The sequence below is a fragment of the Cellvibrio sp. GW822-FHT04B05 genome (assembly GCF_058800985.1).
This window is the reverse complement of sequence record NZ_JBXAMU010000001.1, coordinates 1,155,836-1,180,027: the sequence shown is the minus strand read 5'-3', so window position 1 is coordinate 1,180,027 and position 24,192 is coordinate 1,155,836. Positions and strand designations below refer to the sequence as shown.

The 24,192-nt window shown below is 44.9% G+C and carries 23 protein-coding genes; 10 read left to right on the top strand and 13 right to left on the bottom strand.

The genetic code is table 11. The features are described from left to right. Window positions 1-448 precede the first annotated feature (448 nt). From AC1RJL_RS04840 to AC1RJL_RS04805, 8 genes are all read left to right on the top strand, one after another. Window positions 449-721 (top strand): type II toxin-antitoxin system prevent-host-death family antitoxin, encoded by a 273-nt coding sequence (locus tag AC1RJL_RS04840; protein WP_492911608.1) that lies wholly within the window; start codon window positions 449-451, stop codon window positions 719-721. Then, window positions 721-1,134, top strand: coding sequence for a putative toxin-antitoxin system toxin component, PIN family (locus AC1RJL_RS04835; RefSeq protein WP_492911607.1), 414 nt, complete (start codon window positions 721-723; stop codon window positions 1,132-1,134). Before AC1RJL_RS04840 ends, AC1RJL_RS04835 begins: the two co-directional genes overlap by 1 nt. 280 nt (window positions 1,135-1,414) lie before the next feature. Then, window positions 1,415-1,783, top strand: coding sequence for a glyoxalase superfamily protein (locus AC1RJL_RS04830; protein WP_492911606.1), 369 nt, complete (start codon window positions 1,415-1,417; stop codon window positions 1,781-1,783). A 51-nt stretch (window positions 1,784-1,834) separates the two neighbouring features. Next, a complete protein-coding gene (locus AC1RJL_RS04825; RefSeq protein WP_492911605.1) occupies window positions 1,835-2,485 on the top strand; it encodes an HNH endonuclease in 651 nt (216 codons plus the stop codon). Between the two features lie 101 nt (window positions 2,486-2,586). Beyond that, the gene (locus AC1RJL_RS04820) at window positions 2,587-2,904 is read left to right on the top strand and encodes a hypothetical protein (protein ID WP_492911604.1); all 318 of its coding nucleotides are present in this window, start codon (window positions 2,587-2,589) and stop codon (window positions 2,902-2,904) included. After that, window positions 2,898-3,788 carry a hypothetical protein gene (locus AC1RJL_RS04815; RefSeq protein WP_492911603.1) on the top strand — a complete coding sequence of 297 codons (891 nt, stop codon included), beginning with the start codon at window positions 2,898-2,900 and terminating at the stop codon, window positions 3,786-3,788. Before AC1RJL_RS04820 ends, AC1RJL_RS04815 begins: the two co-directional genes overlap by 7 nt. 78 nt (window positions 3,789-3,866) lie before the next feature. Continuing rightward, the gene (locus AC1RJL_RS04810; protein ID WP_492911602.1) at window positions 3,867-4,589 is read left to right on the top strand and encodes a hypothetical protein; all 723 of its coding nucleotides are present in this window, start codon (window positions 3,867-3,869) and stop codon (window positions 4,587-4,589) included. A gap of 269 nt (window positions 4,590-4,858) precedes the next feature. Continuing rightward, window positions 4,859-5,116: a SymE family type I addiction module toxin gene (locus AC1RJL_RS04805; RefSeq protein WP_492911601.1), complete on the top strand. Its 258-nt coding sequence runs from the start codon at window positions 4,859-4,861 to the stop codon at window positions 5,114-5,116. Between the two features lie 167 nt (window positions 5,117-5,283). Here the strand turns inward: AC1RJL_RS04805 and AC1RJL_RS04800 are convergent, their stop codons facing one another. Beyond that, on the bottom strand, window positions 5,284-5,676 hold the full coding sequence (locus AC1RJL_RS04800; RefSeq protein ID WP_492911600.1) for a type II toxin-antitoxin system VapC family toxin: 393 nt from the start codon (window positions 5,674-5,676) through the stop codon (window positions 5,284-5,286). Next, the gene (locus tag AC1RJL_RS04795; protein ID WP_492911599.1) at window positions 5,677-5,907 is read right to left on the bottom strand and encodes a CopG family transcriptional regulator; all 231 of its coding nucleotides are present in this window, start codon (window positions 5,905-5,907) and stop codon (window positions 5,677-5,679) included. Window positions 5,908-6,161: 254 nt separating this feature from the next. Here AC1RJL_RS04795 and ppk2 point away from each other — a divergent pair, with 254 nt between their 5' ends. Next, window positions 6,162-7,091 (top strand): polyphosphate kinase 2, encoded by a 930-nt coding sequence (gene ppk2, locus AC1RJL_RS04790; protein ID WP_492911598.1) that lies wholly within the window; start codon window positions 6,162-6,164, stop codon window positions 7,089-7,091. A gap of 56 nt (window positions 7,092-7,147) precedes the next feature. Here ppk2 and AC1RJL_RS04785 read toward each other — a convergent pair whose 3' ends face one another. The 9 genes from AC1RJL_RS04785 to AC1RJL_RS04745 form a co-directional block, all read right to left on the bottom strand. Continuing rightward, window positions 7,148-7,846 carry a glycosyltransferase family 32 protein gene (locus AC1RJL_RS04785; protein ID WP_492911597.1) on the bottom strand — a complete coding sequence of 233 codons (699 nt, stop codon included), beginning with the start codon at window positions 7,844-7,846 and terminating at the stop codon, window positions 7,148-7,150. Then, window positions 7,843-9,003, bottom strand: coding sequence for a hypothetical protein (locus tag AC1RJL_RS04780; RefSeq protein WP_492911596.1), 1,161 nt, complete (start codon window positions 9,001-9,003; stop codon window positions 7,843-7,845). The genes AC1RJL_RS04785 and AC1RJL_RS04780 overlap by 4 nt, the downstream gene beginning before the upstream one ends. Window positions 9,004-9,156: 153 nt before the next feature. After that, a complete protein-coding gene (locus AC1RJL_RS04775) occupies window positions 9,157-10,251 on the bottom strand; it encodes a hypothetical protein (protein WP_492911595.1) in 1,095 nt (364 codons plus the stop codon). A gap of 26 nt (window positions 10,252-10,277) precedes the next feature. Beyond that, window positions 10,278-11,354: a polysaccharide deacetylase family protein gene (locus AC1RJL_RS04770; RefSeq protein WP_492911594.1), complete on the bottom strand. Its 1,077-nt coding sequence runs from the start codon at window positions 11,352-11,354 to the stop codon at window positions 10,278-10,280. 45 nt (window positions 11,355-11,399) lie between these two features. Beyond that, the gene (locus AC1RJL_RS04765) at window positions 11,400-12,983 is read right to left on the bottom strand and encodes a carbamoyltransferase C-terminal domain-containing protein (RefSeq protein ID WP_492911593.1); all 1,584 of its coding nucleotides are present in this window, start codon (window positions 12,981-12,983) and stop codon (window positions 11,400-11,402) included. A 31-nt stretch (window positions 12,984-13,014) separates the two neighbouring features. Further along, the gene (locus tag AC1RJL_RS04760; protein WP_492911592.1) at window positions 13,015-13,884 is read right to left on the bottom strand and encodes a phytanoyl-CoA dioxygenase family protein; all 870 of its coding nucleotides are present in this window, start codon (window positions 13,882-13,884) and stop codon (window positions 13,015-13,017) included. Window positions 13,885-13,956: 72 nt separating this feature from the next. Beyond that, complete coding sequence (locus AC1RJL_RS04755; protein ID WP_492911591.1) at window positions 13,957-16,185, bottom strand: peptidase domain-containing ABC transporter; 2,229 nt, start codon at window positions 16,183-16,185, stop codon at window positions 13,957-13,959. Further along, window positions 16,185-17,195 (bottom strand): HlyD family secretion protein, encoded by a 1,011-nt coding sequence (locus AC1RJL_RS04750; RefSeq protein ID WP_492911772.1) that lies wholly within the window; start codon window positions 17,193-17,195, stop codon window positions 16,185-16,187. The genes AC1RJL_RS04755 and AC1RJL_RS04750 overlap by 1 nt, the downstream gene beginning before the upstream one ends. 231 nt (window positions 17,196-17,426) lie before the next feature. Continuing rightward, window positions 17,427-18,611 (bottom strand): glycosyltransferase family 2 protein, encoded by a 1,185-nt coding sequence (locus AC1RJL_RS04745; protein ID WP_492911590.1) that lies wholly within the window; start codon window positions 18,609-18,611, stop codon window positions 17,427-17,429. Between the two features lie 427 nt (window positions 18,612-19,038). On the opposite strand from AC1RJL_RS04745, the gene AC1RJL_RS04740 reads away from it, so the two are divergent. Further along, window positions 19,039-21,702, top strand: a complete 2,664-nt coding sequence (locus AC1RJL_RS04740) for a winged helix-turn-helix domain-containing protein (RefSeq protein ID WP_492911589.1) — start codon at window positions 19,039-19,041, stop codon at window positions 21,700-21,702. Between the two features lie 37 nt (window positions 21,703-21,739). Here the strand turns inward: AC1RJL_RS04740 and AC1RJL_RS04735 are convergent, their stop codons facing one another. Next, the gene (locus AC1RJL_RS04735) at window positions 21,740-22,663 is read right to left on the bottom strand and encodes an ABC transporter substrate-binding protein (RefSeq protein WP_492911588.1); all 924 of its coding nucleotides are present in this window, start codon (window positions 22,661-22,663) and stop codon (window positions 21,740-21,742) included. A gap of 131 nt (window positions 22,664-22,794) precedes the next feature. Further along, window positions 22,795-24,162, bottom strand: a complete 1,368-nt coding sequence (locus AC1RJL_RS04730; protein ID WP_492911771.1) for a purple acid phosphatase family protein — start codon at window positions 24,160-24,162, stop codon at window positions 22,795-22,797. Between the last annotated feature and the right edge of the window lie 30 nt (window positions 24,163-24,192).

The window sequence follows — 24,192 nt, the reverse complement described above, 5'->3', positions numbered from 1 at the left end:
CTGCGGTATCACCAGGAGGGTTTATGTATGTAGATGCCATGCTCGCACACATATGTCGATTATATCAATATTTTTCGACACATTATATTTATAGGTCGATGATATCGACATATCGTCAGAAACAGCAGGCCTGCCAGTCACCATGCTCATGGTCTTCGCCTCCCGCGAACTGGTCGCCTCACTGATGGTCACCCCGGCGGGGATGCAAACGGTGTCCACTTTTGTGTTCGGTCAGTTTGAACAGGGATCACCGGGAGTGGGTATGGCAATGAGTCTGGTGGCGATTTTGACTACTACGGTGTTGTTGGTGGGGTTGACGGGGTTTAGTCGGAAAAGGTTGCCGGGGATTGGGTAAATCCTCAACTGAACTTCAAATAACCAACACATGGACACCACACCCTAACAAGACCATAATGACCACATCAATCATAATGGTATGGAGGTACCTATGATCACTGAAGTCAACGCCGTTAATTTCCGACAAAACCTGGGCGAGATGCTCAACCAGGTGCAATACCGCAACGACAGTATTGTCATCAACAAAGACGGTAAGCCCGTGGCAGCCCTGGTTGACGCTGAGCTGTTCGCCCGCATCCGGCGTATGCGCGAGCGTTTCGATGCGCTGAGTGACCGAATCGCCGAAGGCTATAGCGATGTGCCCATTGAGGAAGGCCTTGCCGAAATCGACGCCGCCGTGGCAGCCGAGCGGAAGCAAGACTAATGGCGGGGCTGCGTGTCGTACTCGATACCAACGTGCTGGTATCGGGCCTGGCCTATCCGGGCAGCATTCCGGGGCGCATCGTCACAGCCTGGCGCCAGGGCGGGCTGGATGTCGTGCTGTCGCGTTACATTCTGGACGAGATGGTGCGGGTACTGCCGCGACTATCCCGAGTGACATTAAGCGCCACCGAAATCCGCGACCTTGCCGACAGCTTTATGTTCCTGGCCGATGTCGTCGAACCCGCAGGCGCCCAGGACGAACAACTCCGCGACCCAGCCGACCAACCTGTATTGCAAACACTCTTGGCCAGCAAAGCGAATTACCTGATTACTGGCGACAAAGACTTGCTAGCGCTGGTGAATCGCTATCCCATCGTCACCCCAGCCGAGTTTTGGGCACAGCATGGGGGATAAATAAACCTGAGTTACGGTTTATTGTGGTGTCTGCCTCCGCGTAATATGATGAAATTTGTGTCAGCCTGCGAAATAGATAGTATTAATTCAACGTGGGATCTCAACGCGAAAAAATGAGTCGTATATCTTTATTTTTATTAATGTATATAGCTCCAGTTTTACTTGGATTTTTGGCTAAGCTTTTTATTAATTATTTTAAAGAGATGAAAAATAAAACACCGGTAAATATACGGTCTTGGTTAATTAAATAAACTTTTAGGCAAAATAAGGAACAGAAGAAATGCCATTTACCAGAATAGCTCCGCTAATTCGGATCTTCGATGAAGATAAAGCTAAAGAGTTCTATGTTGATTTTTTGGGATTTAAAATCGATTTTGAGCACCGTGACTTTGACGGCGCTCCCTTGTACATGCAAATTTCAAAAGGAGAGTGCCTTTTACTATTGACAGAGCACCATGGTGGTTGTAGTCCAGGTTGTGCAATCAATATAGAAACTGATGAATTAGAATCATTTTGTGAAGAGCTAAATCAAAAGAACTACAAATTCGCCAAACCGGGAATTCAAGAAATGCCTTGGGGTAGTAAAAACATGGCTATTGCTGATCCTTTTGGTAACAAAATAACTTTTACTAATGCAATTAGCACCTAACAATCAGCACCACGGCGAAAACTGGGCGTTAGGGCCACATAGATTCCAGTAATGAAAAATTACAGAAAAAATGAATGGTCTGCCTTTCGGAAAGAGGTCATTGAACTTGATGGAGACCGGTGCCGTGAGTGTGGGCGAGACCAAGAGAATGGCGTTGTATTGCAAGTACATCACAAAGAATATATTCCCGGAAAATTACCTTGGGAATATCCATATAGTTCATGCGAAACACTTTGCAAAGGCTGCCATGCTGCTGAGCACGGAATAATTCCTCCAAAAACTGGCTGGGAATATGCAGGTGATTTTGATTTGGGTGATCTTATTGGTACATGTGAGCTTTGCGGTAGTTCACTTAGGTACGAATTTTATGTATCACATGAAAAGTGGCCAACATTAACAGTTGGCACAGTTTGTTGTGACACTTTGACCGAAACTGAAACCGCATCAACCTTAAGACGAAAAATAGATCGCAAAGAAAAATTCCTCTGCAGTTCTCGTTGGAAGCGAAACGATAACGGTTGTTTATATATTAAACAAAAAGGCGTGTCAGTTCTTATTTCTAAAGAGATAAATGGGTTTCGTTTAGTGCTGAATGAAGTTAAGGGAAAAACCCTGTATGAAACGGAAATAATGGCAATGGAACTCGTTTTTGAATTTATTGACAGCGGAAAGTCCGACCAGTTTTTCAGCAAAAGGCTCTAACAAGCGACTGTGGTAAAAAATCAATATCGCTACGCAAAGCATTATTTTAATTCGTCTCTTACAAAGTGCGGTTAAACATAACACTAACTTCCGAGATAGCTATGGAGCACGAGAAAGTAATTGATATCCTGAAGCGAGCTGAACATGAAACAATCAATAATTTGGTTTGCAAACTGAATACTGACGGAATTGTTTCAGATGAAGATGACTACCTAGTCTCATCATATATGGTCGAACATTGGTCAAAAGAATGTGATTCGTATTTAACGAAAAATGGCTACAATGGCTCTTATTTAACTACGCATGGTAAATTTTTCCAATCTCACGGCGCTGTTTATGTTCTTTTTGATGAAAAGCAACATACCTATGAAACTGCCACTGAATATATGATCAATCATGTAAAGAACTATGAATGTTAAGTTTACAAGCCGTACCAACGGCATATCTGCTGAGCATTAGAACCACCATGTCTTTAGATGACCCAGTTAACGAAGTATTGCGAAAGATTGGAAGAAATATAATGCTCTTCCAACAACTTGAGTATTTGCTGAAGTTTATTGTTGCAAATGGAAAAGTCTCTGGCCATGCAAGTGAATTAGAAAGTATAAAGGCTAAGCAAATTGCTAGTATAAATAAACAAACCATGGGCCAATTAGTTGGTCAGTATATTGAAAACACCAACCCTGATTATGAGGATAAACCAGAAGAGCCTGAAGACATAGAGGAAGCATACGTTTCCTTTAGTTTCCGATTCGAATGCAATTCGACTTACTATAAAGCTAAAAAAGAAGCCTTATCTAGAATGGTTTCCGAAAGAAATGAATTGGTTCATCATCTGCTTCCTGATTTTGACACAAACTCTTTACAAAGCTGTAAGGAAGTCGAAAAAAAACTTGATACCCAAAGCGAAAAAGTACGTCAAGAAATTAGAGAAATAAAAGCTATAGCAAAAGCCCTTGACGAAGGAAGAAGACAGCTCTCTCGCTTTCTCAGCTCAGAGGAAGGTGAAAAACATTTTGAGTTATCTTTTTTAAGACAAAGTCAGTTAGTTCTTTTACTTGTTGACATTGCGATTCAAATGCAAAGATCAGATGGATGGACATTAATGAACACTGCCGGTCAGCTTGTTAAGCAACATGCTCCAGAGGAACTTGCTCTGCTGAAAGAAAGGTATGGCCATAAATCGTTGAAGAGCCTTATTCTTGCATCTGAAATATTTGATACTTATGAAGAAGTGACTCACAAAGGCGGAACTAGAGTTCTATATAGGTTAAAGCCTGATTGGAAGTTATCAAATGCCTAACAAACACATCAAATATACTCCCTTTGGGTGCCAAGCGCCGCTTATGTAAAACGTTATGCGCAAGGAGAATCAATCCTCGTGAAAGAAATAGCAATAATCGCAAATGTGCTTAGCTCCGCATACTTTATGGGTGGGATGTTGGCACAGCATGAAAGAGCTAAAGCATTAGTTGCAAGCTTGGAAAAAGGGTTTATGCATTTGCTTCAAGAATTGAAGGACAAGAAACCTTCAGAAACTGTACGACTGTTGTTTAGACTATTCGGATTCCTAGCTGGCACATCATTCTGCGGGATCATATTAATTAGTATTCTTGGGTTACACTCTCAACAACTAGTCTTTGTACTTTCTATTGTTTTTCTCGTATCTAGCCTGTTTGCAGGGTCTCTATTTTGGGTTCTAAAACATAAGGAGGTTCTAAAAGAAGCTGGCCAGTGGTTACTTTTTTTCGGTGGGGGCTCGCTCCTGTTTCCAATTATGGATGTGTTAACAGACGTTGGATTCACCAACTTACTTTATTCAATTATGCAAATTAGTTTTGCGCCATTAGTCGACTTCCCTAACGGAAATGGCCTCGCTTACGAAGCTTTAATTGTATTTGGAATTTATGTTGGTATTGTGGTTTTTTTCTACTTAATATCTTGGTTTTATGCAGCTCCTACAGCCCTTATCGCATGGAGCGTTGTTGCTGTACCGATACTCAGTGCTCGTATTATAAATCATGTCTTTCCAGAGAAACCAATTGCATTCGTGTTCTTTGCGTTATGGCTGTTTAGTTTTTTGTATCTCGCATACAGCTCCTAACAAATTGCTGCTATAGGAAAAATTACTCGCTACGCTCGCAATTTTCCGGTGAGCAAAGTGTTAAGCGTAAAAACTCTTTTAAATTTCAACCATAAAAAAACACCAAGAAACTGTTGATTTATACAGCTTCTTGGTGTTTCATTGTTTTTGCTTGCAACCCAATCAAAGGAGCATCCAAGCAAAATAGTTACGTAAATTCAAGTCGCTACCCCTGAGTGCTGAGAACACCCAGAGGCAGCTAACCACAACAGACTTTCTAGGAGTCCATCATGGCTAAGCGCAATGATAAGCCAGAGTCCCGCTCGGCTGCAAAATTTCCCTACCACCGCCAGCTCAAAGTCCGCAAAGGGCATTATGAGCATTGCTATCAAGGCAAAACCTTCCAGAAAAACCCCTACCCTGAGCCCGTGCCATTCATTCTCATCAAAGGGTATTGGTTAAGCCAAGCCAACCTCCCTATTGGTACAGAACTGCAAGTCACTATTAATCCGGGCCAAATCATCCTTTCAGCTTCATCCGGTGGGTAGCTTGGTTTATATAGTGCTGGCAACATCAATAACCACTACAGAGCCTAACAAGCTGAGTATATCGCCCCAGTAAACTGGGGCTGGACTTCGCTGTTACTGGGCCTGTGTCAACGACGTTAGCCTAGTCCATGAACAAGTTAGAACTTAATGAATTTCAACTGACTTGGCTAAAACCAATCTTCAAGATCCAGATGTTTAATTCGCTCAAATTCACGTGTGTTGCGAGTCACCAGTGTGGCCTTTTGTGCCAAGGCGGTAGCGGCAATAAGTACGTCGTAAGGCCCTATCGGCTGGCCGTGTTTTTCCAGGCTGGCGCGGATATGAGCGGCGGCCTCAGCTTCTGCTGAACCAAAAGGTAGTAATTGGGTAGCGTCGGTGAGTGCTTTTAGTTGTTGGCGGCGTCTACGCGGCGCAGTGGATTTGGCGATACCGACTTCCAGTTCATAAAGCACAATGGCGGGAATAGCAATGTCGCCGGGGGAATGGCTTAACAGTGTTTCGGATACACGGCCCATGCCCTTGAAGAAGTAGATCAGGGTGTTGGTGTCCAGTACCCACATTTAGAGGCTTTCCCGCTTGCTATCGAGGTGCGCTTCGCCGCGTATTTCTTCGAGTGAGGGAAAGTCCCCCCAGCTACCGGCGGTTTCGCGCACTTCATGTGGCCATTCGTTGGTCAATTTTTCACGAATGACAGCGGCAATCCATTTGCTTTTAGAGAGTTTCCGGGCTTTGGCATCGGCTACCATTTTAGCTTCCAGCTCATCTTCAAGATAAATAGTCACTTGCCCCATTGCGGTTGCCCCATCCAATCAAATATATGTTGGAGTATATGTGGATTGATGGCGCGTATCAAATTGCAATTTTCAGTATCCGCCGATATCGGCCAAGCGGCCATAGGAAAATCACTGTAGAAAATATCCGGAAGGAAAATAAAAATAAGTCAGGCCATAGCCTTAAGCCGGCACTACCATCTCTTGTTATAAAAGTGTCACAAAGCCCCTCTAGGATAGGGTTATAACAACTCCCTTTCTTTATCGAGAACCCCATGAACCTTGCCGACACTGAAATCATGCAGCGGATCAGCGATGACCTGCTCGACAGTTATGACGAAGAGTTTGAGCTGGAATTTGAAGACCAGATGTATGACCAGATACCGGGCATGGAGTATGCCAGGGAGTCGCCCGATGAGGTGCTGCGACGCAAAGAGGCCCGTCGCCAGTATTTCCAGGAGTTGTTTCGCCTGCAAATTGAATTGGTCAAGTTGCAGGATTGGGTTGCCCACACCGGCCACAAGGTGGTGATTTTGTTTGAAGGCAGGGATGCGGCGGGCAAAGGGGGTGTGATCAAGCGCATTACCCAACGGCTTAACCCGCGTGTCTGTCGCGTTGCGGCATTGCCGGCGCCCAACGAGCGCGAGCGCACCCAGTGGTATTTCCAGCGCTATGTGTCGCATTTGCCGGCGGCGGGTGAAATTGTGCTGTTTGACCGCAGCTGGTACAACCGCGCCGGGGTCGAGCGGGTCATGGGGTTTTGCAACGAGAATGAGTACGAAGAATTTTTTCGTACCGTGCCGGATTTTGAACGCATGTTGGTGCGTTCGGGCATCCAGGTGATTAAGTATTGGTTTTCCATTTCCGATGATGAACAGTATCTGCGCTTTATGGGCCGCATTCACGATCCGCTCAAGCAGTGGAAATTAAGCCCCATGGATCTGGAGTCGCGGCGGCGCTGGGAGCAGTACACCAAAGCCAAGGAAGTGATGCTGGAGCGTACGCATATCGATGAAGCGCCCTGGTGGGTGGTGGAGGCGATCGACAAGAAAAAAGCGCGCTTGAATTGTATCCACCATTTACTTACGCAAATGCCTTACACCGAAATCAAGCGCCCGGCCATTGAGCTGCCGCCGCGTGAGCATCACGCAGATTATGTGCGCAGGCCGGTGCCGAAAGAGATGTTTGTACCCGAGGTTTATTAAGCATTTATGTTGGATGCAATGCGATAGCCCGGCATCAAGGGTGCCGAGGCTGGAGATCAACGATAATCTTCAAAGGAAGGCAGAGGTAATCCCTGTAACAATTTATCGGCATATTTCAGGCACAATGGATGCACGATGCTGCCACCGATACCACTCCAGGTTATCGGGTAATGGCTGACCCGGCCCTGATAGCTGACCCCCAGACAATCTTGTGGAAAACGTGCCGGATGTTGTTTCAGTTGCGGTAGCAACTGATCGAGAATCCTGTGCAGGTTTTCCATCCACTCCCTGGTAAAAGCAGTACCGGGCTTAAAGATATAAGCGCCGTTACCCAATAATAATGACCAGTTGCGGCGCAGTGTTTCGCCCAGTTCTCCCGGCAGTATCGCTACGCCGTGCTCACCCACTTCACGATAACCGAGCGCCCACTTCTCCGGATGGTTTTCGAGCCGCTCAAAACAGGGATTCCAGTCGTGGGATATTTTTTTGATGTCGCAATAACCGCCGCCGTAATGGTGCATAAAATAACAACGCAAATAATCTGCTTTGTGTGTTGCCGATAAATAAATATAGGCTGGGTGCAAGGGGTATCCAGCCAGCAGATAGTTGGACAGTGAATCCTTGGTGACCAGATGCACCGGACAACCGATATGGCCTTGCAAACTTGATAGATTGTCGCGTCGGTTCTGCGACATGGGTGTGTCGTCAGTCCAGAAACAAAACACAACTCTTTCTGACATGGTTGCCAGTTTCATAGAAGACCTGCGTCATCCGTTTCCATTTTCTTCGCCCGGGGAACAGCACTGAAAGCAATCAGTAAACCGCGTTGTCCCAGAGATTCGAGCATTTGCATATCATCATTGTTACCTTGAACCAGGGATTTAACGCTGTGCCAGGAAGTGAGTGACCAGCCGAGGGCCACAGTCGCGTACCAGAGATTGTGCAACACATTGCGCGGCTCTGACTGTATGTCAGATGCAATCCGGTGATGCGCAGCCCAGATTGCAGCGCCAATCTCATCGCTGTTAGCGCAGCGTTCACAGGGCAAATTATCTTGGTGAATATGCAATCCGGCATGGTGAACCTGAGCGAGAAAATCATTTCTGCCATCACTCAAGACATGCACATCCATGGGGATATCCGTGGCGCAAAGTTCGCGCAGATAATGCGCTGATCCCATGCCGCGCATGGCGTTATAGCAGCCTGCCGGTGCGAATACCGGTTGCAATGCCTGCAAACGAAACTCCCGGGTATCCATCCTCTTCAGGTTGAGAATATCGCACACATCTTCCAATACTTGATCCGCGTTTGACTTTGGTGCTTCCGGGTGCCAGAGATGCAAGGTTTCAACATAATGACGCTTAACCAAAATGCCGCGTTGCCGCGCCGCAATCAATAAAGCCACATCTTCTGCACCCCATCCGCGGATGTGATCACCACCAGTGGCTTGTACTAATTCCAATAATAATTCTTTGCGTCCGACAAGGTTCCCTGCCGGAATGCCGGCATCTTGCCGCCTGCCAAGTGTATCGGTGTTATGCATAACGCCCAAAGGAGCAACTAATTGATGTGTTTGCAAATGCATTACCGAAGAATAAAGCGATCCCATGATAAAAATAATATCGGCATCAACAAATGCGACAGCTGCTCCGGCAGGTGCAAAATCCAATCCCTTCAACAGGGTTTCATTATGGCTATAGGCACCCTGCTGCCGGTGGGAAATAACCGTGAGTCCCGGTAAATGCCGGGTACTTATGTCCTCTGCAATATTAGTGACCAGTAATATATGCACTCGATTATCGGCGGCATAATGTTGCAATACATTGAGCAGATTCCGGTAACGATATGAACAACCGCGATGGTCATAACCCATGATGGCATAGAGTTTTTCGGCAGCAGGCATGTTTAACATAGATGATTTTTAACCGACATTTTTAACATGCTCAGAATAATTTAAAGAAAATTTTTTTCCAGCTACATATTTTCAAATCTTATAAAGGAACAACAGTCACCCGATTCAGATAAAAATATTATCTATGGGCTAACCATAATTTTTTATAATGATTTAAAAATCTACGTGGTGATCCCAATCGCGTTTGTCATCAGCCACTTTTTGCCATAAGCAGATATTGGAATATTCCGGTGTTTCCACGGCGACAAAATCCGGCCGATTGGTTGCTATGTATCTGATTAAGGTTGGCATGGATGCCAAGTCTTTATCCGGTATCATGATGTAACCGCCCATTTCAGTCATTTGGCTGAGATAGGTAAAATCATTGAAAAAATCTTCGAACTTACAACCACCGGCAACAAAGCTGAATTGAAATTTTTCTTCTGATTCACATAGCTTCGGTAGAGCAAATTGCGAGAGTGATTCAAACAATCGAAGTTGGTCAAACAAGCCAATGACTTTCATATTGTCAATTCCTTTGGTACAAAAGGTCAAAGGATCAATCGCCGTATGTTGTTGGCCGGTTGCTGACATGATAGCCATAGCCGAGGCGCCTTCGCCCAAGCCGACTTCCAGTGTATGGGTGATGTTGTGCTTGGTCAGGAACTCGAATACGAAGTGGCAATTCAACAATTCTATGGCCATATGACCCAAATCCATTTTTTTATAAAGTTCAGCTATTTTGTTATCCGGAGATTTGAATCCCAACAGAGAGAAGTCTTCAATTCTGATGTGTGATTTTCCGCCCTCAAGGGGAAAGTCACCGTAGAAAGAAAATCCAATCACTTCTTCATTGTCGCTAAGCGGATTTCTCTGGTCATTGACAATATTTTCAATCGGCACAACCAGGCTCACCGGTTCAATTACCACAGGGAGCATGATTGAATAAGTGAATTTTTTGCCGGATGCAGGATTTATCGTTTCCATCTTCAGGATCAGATTGGCTCCATTATCCGATGCATAGGTCAATGACAGGCTATTATGCTTGCCTATTTTGGCAGGAATACCACTTTTATAAATAGAACAATAGAGGCTAACCCAAGGCCAGTCATTTTCCGGCTTTCCGACCTGTTCCATAACAACATTAACCCGCGGTTGTCCATTGTGGATACTGACTAGATCTCCACCTTCGGGCAAGGAAACTCCGGAACCAAAATTATCATGGAACGACAACCAGTTTCCATTTTTTATAACGTTGTATTTATCCACGACAGCAGGACTCCTGAAATTAATTGTTAAATATTATCTACCCTGAGGGCGATGATAGATTCAACAGGTTCAACCTCAAACTGAACGCTGTTTCCCATTACACGAAACTCAATTGCTTTTTCTCCCTGGCTCACAAAAACACAACAGCGCCCCTCTTCTATATCAGCGGAGAGGGTAAGTGGATGTAATTGTGGAGATAAGTACGGATCAGAAGAACGCAGATGAAATTCGTAGCGTGAGCCGCCGCCGGGATAATCTTCGTACCAGGTTGAGCGTATGGATGTTGCACTGGCCGCACGATGATATTTTATCGCCTTGGCAAAGGTTGTTATCCATATCTGCTCTTTCAATGAATCAATTGCATTGAGAATATCCTGGAAATGATGTTCATGGATGGCATCATACATATCGGCATCCGACCGATGTACTTCATTATAAATTCCATGAAAAACCAGGGGAACAAGGCCATTATTGTTAACCACACGCTGGATAAACAGTTTGACTTGCGGCGCGCTGACATCCTCACTCATCCTGAATTGATTGACAAAAAAATAATCTTTTTCGCTATCGACAAAATCGTAAAAAAACTTATCTGCATACTGATTCATATGTTCTGGCCATTTGCCGATTTCCGGTGGCATTTCTGAATAAAACGCCCGGGCACCAATATGGCCGTACATAACTTTTTCAATTACATCTTCATTGAATCTGCCAAATGGATAAGCAAAGGTTTCCACCGATGAACCTGCCAAGCGGCTGTCTATGATTTTTTTGGCATCATATATTTCACTCATGCAGTCTGACGCTGATGCTGTGGTCAAATCCTGATGAGTCATCGTATGATTACCGATCTCATAGCCGTGATTCATCAACTCCTGTAATTTTCCCCAGTGATCATAGTTGGGCAGCATCTGCATATTGTGCAAAGTCACATAAAAGCTGGCCGGCATCCCCATGTGCATAAGTGCCGCTGCACCAAGCTCAAACTGCCCTGGAGTCCAGTCATCGAGAGTAATAGCAACAGCAGCAGATTTTCCTTTAAACCATTTTTCCAGTTTGAGTTCAGGAACCTTCATAGAAAATTTTCCGTTATCGACAAACATAAACTGTCATTGATGGTTATCCGATTATTTTTATTCATAATCAATTTATTCTTTAATATAAAATTTATCGTCGATAACAAAACCATCAAGACCAACCTGGCGTGCGTATTTCACGACATCTGAGGTTCTATTGATAAATCCTTTACCCAGGAAATTTAAAGAAGTATTGCACAACACCCCTATTCCGGTCTCATTTCTGAATGCTGTTAATAAATCATGTATCCTTTCATTTTGATCGCGGCGAACAGTCTGTACCCTAGCCGTATTATCGACATGAGTAACTGCCTGTAAAGCGTTGGGAATTCTGACTTTTTGAAAGTGCAACATATAGGGAGACTCGCCCTCCCATTCAAAATAGTCGCTCACATATTCTTCAAGGCAGACAGGCGCAATGGGGCGATACTGCTCACGATTTTTGATAACATTTAAACGCTCTTGCATAGCTTTATGAAAGGGAGCGCCCAGCAAGGAGCGGTTACATAATGCCCGGGGTCCAATTTCGCAGGCCCCTTGTAGCCATGCGATTACCCTGTTGTCGGTGGCCAGGAAATCTGCAAGGAAATCATAGTCCAGTGTTGTTTCTTTGAAGCCAGAAAAATCAGCTTCATCGTGAACAAATTTTTGTCCTGCATAAGGCGACCAGGAAATTTTTGATTTTCCCGTATGGAAATATTGGGCTTCTGCAGCCAAGCCAATGGCCAGACCGGTGTCATTAGTGCATGGGGGAACAAAAACACCAGAGAATATTCCCGATGCTTTCCAGGCACTATTCCAATCACAATTCAGGCCACAGCCCCCACCGATGATCAGCGGCAGCTTTTCGGTGACATGCTCTTTGGCATAGTTATGGAATACTTCAAATATCCTGGTTTGTACGAGATAGGCAAAATCTTTGAAAATCAGGGATTGAACCCCTTCTTTCAGGAAATTGAAATCATCGAAATACGCATCGTTTGGATCGAGTTCAAGACTCCTGAAGTAAAATTCCCGGCTAAATAATTTATCAAGCGCCGTTAAAATAACAGGATCACGTGGCTTATTATCTTTGTTGCCATAGGCCGCCAATGCCATCACTTTACCGGCCAGGGAAATATCATAAAAATCTTCTTTCTTACGGGATGCAAGAAAGAATAATGATGAATAGACCGAGCCAGGACCATACATCAGTGTTCCATGAGCCTCATTCTGGTTTGGCATTTCTAAAATATTCATGTTTTCATCAACATGATAAAAAGTGCCGAGTACGCCTTCCCATATTAATGCATAGAATGGTGTTCCTTCCGGGTAAGGGGACATTGACCAGGATGAAAAAATATGTGATCTGGCATGGGTCGATTCATACGTAAATATTTTTCGATCAAACAACCGGAATTCATCTGATTTTGTCAATGTGTGACTGATGCCGGTATAAAGATGGGAGAAGCCATTACTGTGTTCATATTGGGAAACATAAGCAAGCACATCAACCGGCGGACAATCAGCCAGCAGCCTGAAAAGATCGCCATAATCCCTGCATTCACTGAAACGCGGCATGGAGTCCTTTTCTGCTTCGTATGAAAAGATCAACTTCTGATCTTCTACCAAAGCTACGCCGCCATCATGCCAACTCCTGATACCTAAAAAACGCATAGCACTTTTCCTCTGTTGGGATACAAACAAGTTAATTTTTAGAAATGTCCTGGTCTTCGTTACGCATTTCATTAGCTTCAAGTCTTTCCTTAATTATCGGCCAAGGTTCAAACTGTGTTCCGATAACCGGATAATCTTCACCGGTTACTTCTTCATGCAGCCCAAAGTTGAGTTCATATCCGTATTTAGGCTCATGGAAAACTTTTCCTTTAACAATATGGAAGGCTAATGCGCGCCTTGGCTTGTCACTTAAATTAAGTCCTGAGCCATGCCAGGTAAGGTTATGGTGAAAGTGCAAATGCCCTTTAGGTACGATGCAGCATTCCACTTCAATCGGATTTCCTTCATACCAGTCTGCCAGTGGCAAGTACTGAGGGAGCGAGTGCAGGTAATCGGTAGCTTTGCCCCATTGATGCGAACCTGGCACCATGCGCATACAACCGTTATTTTCATCAACATCATCCAGCGCCAACCATGCGGTAATTTCGGTATAAGGTTCAAGAAAAGGCCAAAACTCAACATCCTGATGCCAACAATTTACTCCACCGATACGCGCAGGCTTGAATTGCAACTGGTCATGATAAAGACGGAAGATGTCATGGCCGAACAGGTTTTTCAGAATCGCATCAAACACGGATGACCGCAAAATTTCCGCAATTTCATCCACTCCATACCAGACGTTGCAAAGTTGCAGTATTACCGAGTCCTTGTCAGTTCCCATCATTGAGAAATTGTCATCGTTGGATTCTTTTTGAATCGTAAGATAGTGTTCAATTTTTTCATTGAGGAGATCAATGGATTCATCGGTCAGTAATTTTCCACCGAGCACAAATCCTTTTTTTTGAAAAGTTTGTGCCATCTCACTGATATTCCAGCGCTCTGTATTTTCAAATTCGATCATTTCAATAGATCTCGAGTATTATTGACATTGACTTCAAACCGTATTTATTTCTGCACCTGGTCAAGTACCTGATTACAGCGCAACCCCACTTATTTCCAATGCTTTTTGCTTGAGTTCATCCAGTGCATCCTTATTGATTTCCCTGGCAGTACCGTTTTCGATAAGAAAGATCCTATTGGCCATACGAATAGTTTCCGGACGATGCGCAATGACAATCGTCGTGATGCCAAGGCGGCGCACCGCATCATTTACCAGGGCTTCATTAGAGACATCCAGATGGCTGGTGGCTTCATCCAGAAAAAGGATTTTGGGTTTTTTATAAAGTGCGCGGGCTAACAGGATACGTTGCTTTTGCCCTCCGGAAAGCCAGGTGCCCATATCGCCAACCAAGGTATGGTAGCCCAGCGGCATGGCTTCGATTTCGTTACTGATAGCGGCGAACTGGGCACAATGCTTGATGTGTTCAAAATCAGGATTCTGGGTAAAAAAAGCAATATTTTCTGCAATTGATCCTGAGAGCAATTGATCATCCTGGAGCACAACACCGATCAATTCCCGATAAGTGCGCGTGCCCACTTGGGATAAATTTATTCCACCATATAAAATGTCGCCGGACTCGGGTTCGTGGGCGCCAATCATTAATTTCAATAGGGTGCTCTTACCACAGCCGGATGCTCCGACAATAGCAATGCTTTCCCCTTCATTGATTTCCAAAGAGCAGTGATCAAGGATTAATGGTTGTTTATTGTCATAACGAAAACAGACATTGCGCACAGTAAATGAGGCAGGCAGGGTGTCAGTTTGAATGCGCGAAGGATATTCCTGTTCGGCCGGTTCAAGCACAATGTCTGAGAGACGTTCTACCTGGATATCCAGCATTTTGAACTCAATGATTTTATCGACCACACCGATGGTTCGATCAACAAACTGGCCGCGGTAAGCATAAAACGCCAGGAACATACCAACGGACCAAACGCCATCGATAACACTTAAGGCACCCAGCGCAAGAATGGCGATGCGCTCTGCAGCAAACAGTATCCAATTACTTGCTTCAATAATAATGGATAAGCGCTGCATACGAAGGCCGGCATTGCGTTCTGCAACCAAGCGATTGGCCCAGCGAGCCTTGCGATTTTCGGCACCGTTAAATAAACGAATGGTATTGATACTGCGCAGGGTTTCCAGGAATAACGATTGTTGCTGCGCAGAAATCACTACGTTTTCTTCAGTGGCTCGGCGTTGGGCCCGAAACCATAGCATCCTGACCAGGAAATACAGGAAAACAGTAGCAACCACGATCAGAGCCAGTTTCGCGTTATAAATAATAATAACGATCAATGCTCCCAGCGACATGATGCCGTCAAGGCCGACTTCAATAGAGCGCGTAGTGACCATGCCCTGGATGGGATGGACGGCATCAAAGCGTGAGCCAATGTCACCTATATGCCGTTTTTCAAACCAGGGAATCGGCAGGCGTATAAGGTGTGAGAATACGTTCGTTATCCATTGAATATTCAGCGTTGCGCTCAAGATCATTACCGACCAGGCGCGCAGTGTATTCAGTGCTACACGGGTAAGCTCCAGGAATATCATGCCGAACACCAGCACAACCAGCAAATCGGTATCTGCCGTGACAATAACGTGGTCAAATGTTAATTGAGTGGTCAGCGGCAGTAACAGTAACAGCGCTTCCATCGCTAACGCCAAGGCACTGATCTGCAGCAAAGAGCGCTTGATACCGCTGGTACTGCCGACAAGGCGCCGCCAGGAAAATCGTTTTTTCTTTTCTTCGATGGGCGATTCAGCCGTGATTGCCTTGTAATATTTATTGGTCTTTTTTCGGCTGTCACTGTCTTCAGCATTAACAAAATCCACCAACGGACTGACTTCTATTGCCGTACCATGGTAATGGCTGGCCAACTCCTCTGGCGTAAAATATTTTACTTCTCCTTGTGGATCATGGATGAGTAACTTGCCTTTATTGATTTTGCTCACAATAACAAAGCGGTTGAAATCCCACTGCAAGATACAAGGAAGTACAAGCTGGCTGAGATTTTCTGCCGCCACTTTGACAACCTTGGCCTCCAGCATAAGTTGCAGTGCAAGTTCAACCATGCGTTCAATGCTGACTCCACGCCGTGAAATATCAACCGTGTGTCTTATCTGTGCATAATTAACTTCGCCATGATGGTAACTGATCAACATAGCCAGGCATGCCAACCCGCTTTCGGCAGGGTCAGTTTGTAAAATCAGCGGCAGTTCTTTACCAAAGCCGAACTTTAACTTATCTGAAACACGCATTATTTTTTTCTCGATATACCCAACAGTGGTTCAAATAACCATTCATACAATCTTCTTTTATCAAGCAAAATATCTGCATCAATTTCCATACCCGCCTGTAATTCTTCTGCACGCCCATAAGCAACCATATGCTGCTCCGGCAAGGTAACAGTTATCTTATAAATTGAGTTTACCGATGATGCGCCAATGGCTTTGCCGGCATCACTTAATGATGCCCTGGAGATGTAGCGAACGATGCCTTCATGTTGACCGAATTTCTGGTAGGGAAACGCGCGATAACGCAACAACACCTTATCGCCTTGGTTCACAAAACCGATAGCATTGCTAGGTGCATAAAGTTCTGCGTAGAGTTGTGAATTATCGGGAATGATACTGAGTAGCGCTGAAGCTGAATCAACATGTTGACCAGACTTCGCAGATATATTGGCTACTACGCCATCGCCGGGAGCAATGACATAAATATATTGTGTCGAATCATACGCTAACAATTTGTCTTTAACTTCGTCCAGCTTCCTTTGCAAAGCCGCCAATAGACTTTGCCCACGCAACTCTTCCATTAATATAGCGTTATTCAAAAACTCGATTTGCCGGACAGCTGCATCGCGTTCATTTTGAAGCTGGACTTTTTGGGTTTGCGTATCAAGGTATTCCATACGCTTTTCTTGCGCCTGTATCTTTGAAAAAAGATTTTGTGCTACAAGTTTTTCGTAACGATCCAAATTGTTTTCAGAGATAACAATTTTTTCATCAAGCAATTGGATTTTTTGTTTAATAATTAACAATCCGGATTGCAAGCCATGCAATTCTCTCTGCCTGTTATGTACCTCATCCTGGTTGAGGTTTTCCTGGCGAACGATATCATCTTGTAAGCTTTCTTCCATGGAAGCCAGACGGTTACGCCGTTCAGTCCTGATAAGTTCCGTTTCAGCAATTGCCCTGTCACTCAGAATTTTGTACAGCAATTGCCCCTGCTTTACCGCTTGGCCATGTGTTACCTCAAGGTTTACCACCAAACCGGCATCCGGTGTGATTATATTAACCAGGCCTTTATCCGGTACTAAAATGCCTTGCGCGCTGTGCTTTCTGGTGTATTGGGCAAAATACAGCAGCGAACATATCGCGACCGTAATAATGCACAAAATAACAGTCCAGATCGTCAAGCTGATCGGGCGGGTGATTAAAATACTTTGATCCAACGATGACATAGCTGAGCTCTTAAAAATGATCTTGCGCAAGCATGATTAGCCGCGTGTCATCCACGATTTTGCCTTACCAAAAATTTCATCAAAAAATCCAATTACGTTAGGACGCCATAGAAAAAGCTCAAACAGCGAATTGTAATAAGTGGAATGAAAAATATCTTTGGCGCCTTTGCGCAGTTGCTGTGGCAATTGTTTTTGATAGAGTAAAAACATGCTGATGGATAAAAATGTTGACAGGGCAATCAGGCCAAATACCCACCACTGCTGATAAACAACAGCAAGAATTGGCAGCGCACACAACGTTGGCGGTAACAAACTGAGCATGTATAGAAAAAAATAAGGGATCAGGAAGATGGCACGAATAGGAGAAGTCTCAACCGCTGTCCGATATGCCTCCACACGTCCCCTGGCCCAGCGGCGGCGTTGTTTAAACAGGCAACGGGGATTAGTCGGGGCATAGGTGTAGGCGACAGCATCTGGCGAGTAACCTGTTCGATAACCGCTGGCCAGCGCTTTCCAGGTCCAGGCAATATCTTCAACAATCCAGTTACCCCATCCGCCAATTTCCCTCACTACGGACATACGATGGACAACAAAAGCACCTGCCATTATCGATACGATACCGAAGGCATCCTGGGCACTTTTTACTGCAGGATAAATACCTATATGTTCAAAATACTGTAGCTTTTCCCAAATAGTGGTGTGCTTGTTGGCGGGCACTAGAAAACCGCATACAGCTGCGCATTTATCATCTTGCCACATACGCTCGACAACTTTACGCACACTCTGCGCTTCCAGATAAGTGTCACTATCAACCACTACCAAGGCTTCTGTAGCGGAAGGCACGTGAGGTAAGGCAGCATCCATGTTTTTGCCTTTACTGCCATTATTTTTTTCAAATTTTATCGATAGGTAATGTTGCTTTCTGGGTGACTTGAGCCACTCTTCCAAATGCTTCTGAATACCATTAGTAGAACCATCATCAGCTAAAACAACTGTGATCTGTCGGGGGTAATCCTGATTTTCAATAGAGTTCAATGATTGTAATAAATATTCCGGGTTTTCATTGTAGTGGGGAACCAAAATAGCCACTTCCGGATATTGTTCCAATGGCTTAAATTTTCTTCGGACCAACGGATATAGAATTAACCAGGAGCAGAGTATCAACATCCATAAGCTGCTGGTGAATAGCGGTATTGATAGAAATATAAACACGTACCACATTGATCAAGCCCCTGTGTATGAAATTGCCGGCATAGTCTTATTGGATAAATATGAAATAGTCTTATTGACCACTTATGAAACAGATCTTCGGTACTTAACTTATCCGTGGTAAATAATAAAAATGGCTATCGCGAAGGGCTGGCATAATCAGGAATCGGGTGGTAGGGTGTAAATACAACTTTCGATACATTTTCAGGCTGTATAGCCTGGGATGTTTCGGATGGGCAGTGGATGACGTTATGTGTTAAATAGGAATACCCAGCCAGGGAGCATGAAGGGTTTAATAATTTAACGGCTTGATCCAGGTTACTGCCCTTTGGTTTATCAAATAAGGGTTCATCAAATAATAAAAAGCTTCTTTCTATACAAAAAAGACCACTTCTGCGCATTAAAAAAATAAATCGGATGAAGCATTCATTTAAGCGCTATGAAGATAAATAGTGAAAAAAAAGATTTAATTTTATTTCTGAACAGATATAACCTGCTTTATTCGAAAATAGCTCCACACGGTAATGCGCCTAACAATGTTCCGCGCCTACAGTGCCTTCGCCGTCTATCTGACAGTGGTTGGCAGACTGCCCTCATTGTTGCCCCAGCCGGCTTTGGAAAATCCAATCTGCTCCGACAATATGTCAGCAGCCAACAACACTCTTTTTGCTGGGTATCCATCGGCACTGACGAAAACGATATCTATCGATTTGTTTATTATTTAATTGCCGCCATAAAATCAGTTAATTCCAGTTTTGACGAATCTGACAGCTTAATTAAAGATCTGGTTGAGAGCTTAGGGAAATTCAAAACCAACTTTGTTAATGAACTGGCCCTTTTGGACAGTTCATTGGTGATTGTGCTGGAGGATTTTCACAGCATCGATAATCCTCAGGTAAAAGACCTTGTCAGGTATATGATTACCCACTTGCCTGAACCTATAAAAGTGATGTTGAGCAGTAGAAAGCCCATCAGTTTAAACCTCGCGAAACATCGCCTTGACAGTAAAATCATTGAAATAAATTCGATTGACTTACGCTTCAACCGCAATGAAATTGCTTTTATGTTTCTGAAATACAGCTCTATTTCTCTTTGCGATGCAGACATTAAAAAAATTGAAAAAAGGACAGAGGGGTGGCCAGCAGCCCTACAGCTTGTATACATATCGGAAAAGAGTGAAATAAACCAGGGCAACAACCTTCCCAACTTTACCAATAATTATATAAAAGAGTATATTCGCGAAGAAATATTGGAACATTATTCAGATAATGTGAAAGATTTTTTATTAAAGTCATCCATTCTTTCAAGCTTAACACCAGACTTGTGCGAGACGATTACGGGGGCCGCCAATGCCAACGAAATACTCAAAGAACTGCACCGATCAAATACGTTTATTATCCTATTGGATAACAAGGATAAATGGTTCAGGTTCCACCATATTTTTGGCGATGTACTGAGCAATGAATTTATCAATCATTACTCAGAACAAGACAGGTCATTGATTCATAAAAAGGCCAGTATATGGTACGAAAGAAATGGTTATCTTCAAGAGGCCATAGGCCATGCAATCAATTCAAATGATTATGTCTTTATTGATGAATTTTTAGATAGGAATGTAGAAGGAAGGGTTCTTTTAGGGCAACTTAACCAATTGACCCAGTGGTTTGGCAAGTTGGAAGAAAAAAAGATATCCTCCCCAATCGCTAAAATATGGATCGTGTGGTTAAAGCTGTTTTCTCATGATGTTGACCGCCGTGTTATTGATTATCTTATTGGTTGTGCAGAGGATGCCTGTAAAAACCATCGGAATAATAATGATGTGTATGCGTTGATACCTGTTCATATTGCTGCCATTCAGGGTTTTATAGCAACCTTCGATGAGGATTACCATACCGGTATTCGATTATCCATAGATGCTTTGCACATGTTACGTACTATCGGGATTATCAATAAATCTTTGGAAGGTACAGCTATTTTCAACCTGGCAAGATCCTACTTCCAACTGGGCGACCTTACTAAAACAATTAGTTACTCCCGTGAGGCAGAAAGTTTGGGATTTTCTGTCGGAAATTATTATGGGGCAACTGCTTCGATCAATTTGCGCGCACAAGCAATGATTCAGCTTCTTGATATTGAAGGGGCTGAAAAATTGTATTTGGAAGCACTGAAATTTTTATCGGATAAAAACCTGGCTGACCAACCTTTTTCTGCTTATCTGTATAATGGGTTGGCGGAAATTGAGTATCTTCGCTATGACTTTGACAAAGCGATTAGCCTTTTGCAAAAAGCTGTTGAGCTCAGTTCCCGCGGGAAAGAAATTAAAAGCCTGATTAATGGGCACAGATTGTTGGCAAAAATTTATTTGATTCAGAAAAATAAACGAAGGTTGTATTTTCATATTAGAAAGCTTGATGACTTGATGTTAAAGATCTCTGCAAAAAATTGTCTGCATGAGATTCGTGCATTTAAGGATTATATTAATTTGTTTGAAAAAAATATCTCGAGTCATGAATTTGTTACGGCAGACAATGATTATTGCAATATAAATAATCTTACGGATATCAAGGAATATGAGATGTTTATTTATGCCAACGCATTAATGATCAAAAAACAACCAAAAGATGCTTTGAAGGTTATCCGTCATCACATGGAATTGGCGGAAAATTTGGATAGAAAAATGAGCCTGTTAAGTTTCCGTTTTATAGAGGGCAGGGCATTGGCTCAGTTGGGAAGAAAGTCGGACTCCATAAAGTCCATGATTGTCGCTATACAAATGAGCCTGTCTTCAGGTGTTGAGATATTTTTTGTTCAGGCAAAAAAGTGGCTACCGCTGAAATTGTCGGCGAATGTCAGTTCGGCCATGGTGCTTGCTATGTTGCGTTCCATGTGCAATCAAGAGAGCGATGCAGCCCATCTACCGGATTTGTATAAGAGTGCGCTAACAAAACGGGAGCTGGAAATTATGGAAAAAGTCAAAGAGGGGCTATCGAATAAACAAATTGCAAATAATATGAATATTTCCGAAGGAACGGTTAAACGTCATGTGCATAATATTTTTTCCAAGCTGAATGTTAAAAATCGAGTGGCTGCAACCCGTTATTAACCTATTAGTGTCTCCAATACACTACCAACAATGCGGACTAAGAACTCCACTGAAAAACCTCTCCAAACCGCGCCAAACTCCGCGCCCGGTTAGTCTCCGACAGATTCCCCTGCGGCAGCACACGGATATCATTCACCGATGGCCGGCGCGTAATGATGTCGGTGCGCGCCGGCATTAACCACGCGGCGGCGGCACCGGCCTGGCCTTCGTCGGAAAGCAGGTAGTCGATAAACTCGCGGGCGAGTTGCGGTTGGCGGGCGTTTTTCAGGATCATCATGGGGCGCGGTACTGTGACTGTGCCGCTGTGCGGGAAAATAACCTTGATACGTGCGCCCTTTTCCATCGCCGCATAGGCGACATAGTCCACGCTGCCGAATACCGCAGATTTATCACCGCGCAATACCGGTGCCAGTGCCTGGTCGTTGGCGCCGCAAATATCCAGGCCATTTTGTTTCAGGCGGGCAAACAATTCCCACGCGGCTTCGCCCAATGCCTGTTCCAACCCCAACAGCAAATCCACCGAGGCGCCGGAGAGTGCCGGGTCAGGCATGGTGACTTGACCGTTGAAGGCCGGGTCAGCCAGGTCCGTCCAATCGGTCGGCTCAGGGGTGTCGCTGTCCTTGTTCCAGACGATGCCTAATGCCGAAACCGCCTGGGCGATATAGCTGGAGGTTTTCAGATGGGCAGGCACCTGGGCGGCGTAGTCACTGTGATACGGCTGCAACCAGCCGCGCTTGTCCAGCTCCTGGGCCAAATCCCAGGAGGCGGAGATAAAGACATCGGCTTGCGGGCTGTCGGCTTCGGCTTCCAGTCGCGCCAGCACTTTACCGGTGGTGGCCTGGAACAGGTTGACGCGAACGCCGGTGCTGGCCTGGAAGTCGACGACCAGGCTTTTCATCAGGCTACCGGGGCCGGCGGCGTAAACGTTTAACGGGCGGGACGACGGGGAATCAGAAAACACGATGAAACATCCTATAGAACACTCTCACAAGGTAGATAACAGGTAATGACAAACCAGTAGATTTTTCAGTTTGGTATTTAGTGTAGGTCGCAGTCCGTTTGTCATAGGACATGAGGTACCTGTTTATCAGGTTATTGCAGCTCCGTCACCTCCCGGCAACGGGGTTTGTAAATAGCATGGGGGGATGATGGGACGGGTTCCGGTTTGCCGCAATAGCGCTCCGGTATCAAGTCGGCAGGATAGCTTTCCACTCGCGCCGCTTTGCCAGGTTGTTTGACCACATCGAAAGCATCGTAAAGCTCACCTTCTACCGTCCAGGCGCGGTATTGCAAACGCTCGCTGCTGAAATCAATTACCTGATACCACTGGGTATCCTCCCCTACCCGTTGCATCAATTCACGCGCCTTATCGTGCACGCGGTTTTGTTTGGCACCGGCGACCGAGATGGTATACACAGGTGTCCCCTGCCCCGGTTGCCAGCGGCCATAAATATGGTCATCGCCTTGCAGCACCAGATCCACGCCGTAGCGCTCGAACAGGGGCTGCCAGTGAGTGGCGATGGCCGGGGTGAGTTGCGCACGGGTGCCGGACAAGAGCGGATGGTGATAACTGACTATCGTCCAGCGGTTGGGATTATCGGCAAGCAAGGGTTCCAACCATTGCGCCTGCTGCTGCGCGGCAGCCTCGCTGTGCAACGCTGCCATGGAGTCCAAAACAATGTAACGCACGCCCTGATAATCAATGTAATAAACCGTATCGCGCAGTGTTTCCGGCCCGTTGGTCGGCAGCGCAAAATGGGCTGGCCACGCAGCTTTTAATTGCGGCAAGGCACCGGGGCTTTCGCGGTATTCGTGATTACCTACTACGGGCACTTGCGTGATGCTGCTAAATATCCAACTGCCCGCCGCAAACCATTGCCGCCACAATTCATCTTCAGGGCCGCTGCGATCGGTTAAATCACCGGCATGCAACATCAACCGCGCATCGGGTGCCGCTGCAAACGCGGCGCGCATAGTTCGTGCACCGAGTGACTGAATGTGATTTTGGGTATCACCCAAATAAATCATGCGATAGGGCGTAAAGGTTTCTGCCGCCGTGCGAAAGGCATTCCACTCACTCCAACCCTTTTCACCTTTCACGCGATAGGCATAGCGCGTGTCGGGTTTTAATTGTGTAAAAGTGACGCGATGATGGAATGTTTTTCCGGCAGCTTTTTCGATAGTTTGCCCGGCAAGGATTGCGTGCGATTTACTTACACCTGAAATTTGTTTTGCATGTTGTACCAGCGCGGGCGACGCGGTGGATTCAGTAATTTCTGCCAAGCTCGGCACCGCATTTCGGGTTCGCCAGGTAACCGTTTGGCTATGGGCTGGCGTTGCGGTTGGCAGCAGTATGATGCGTTCAGGTGCTCCATCGGCATAAACCACAACAGAAAAAATAGCTGCAACGGCATACAAGCCGATAAAAAATAGAGGGCGAAAAAAATTTATTGTTGTCATCACTTTTACAAACCAATCAAAAAATTCCGG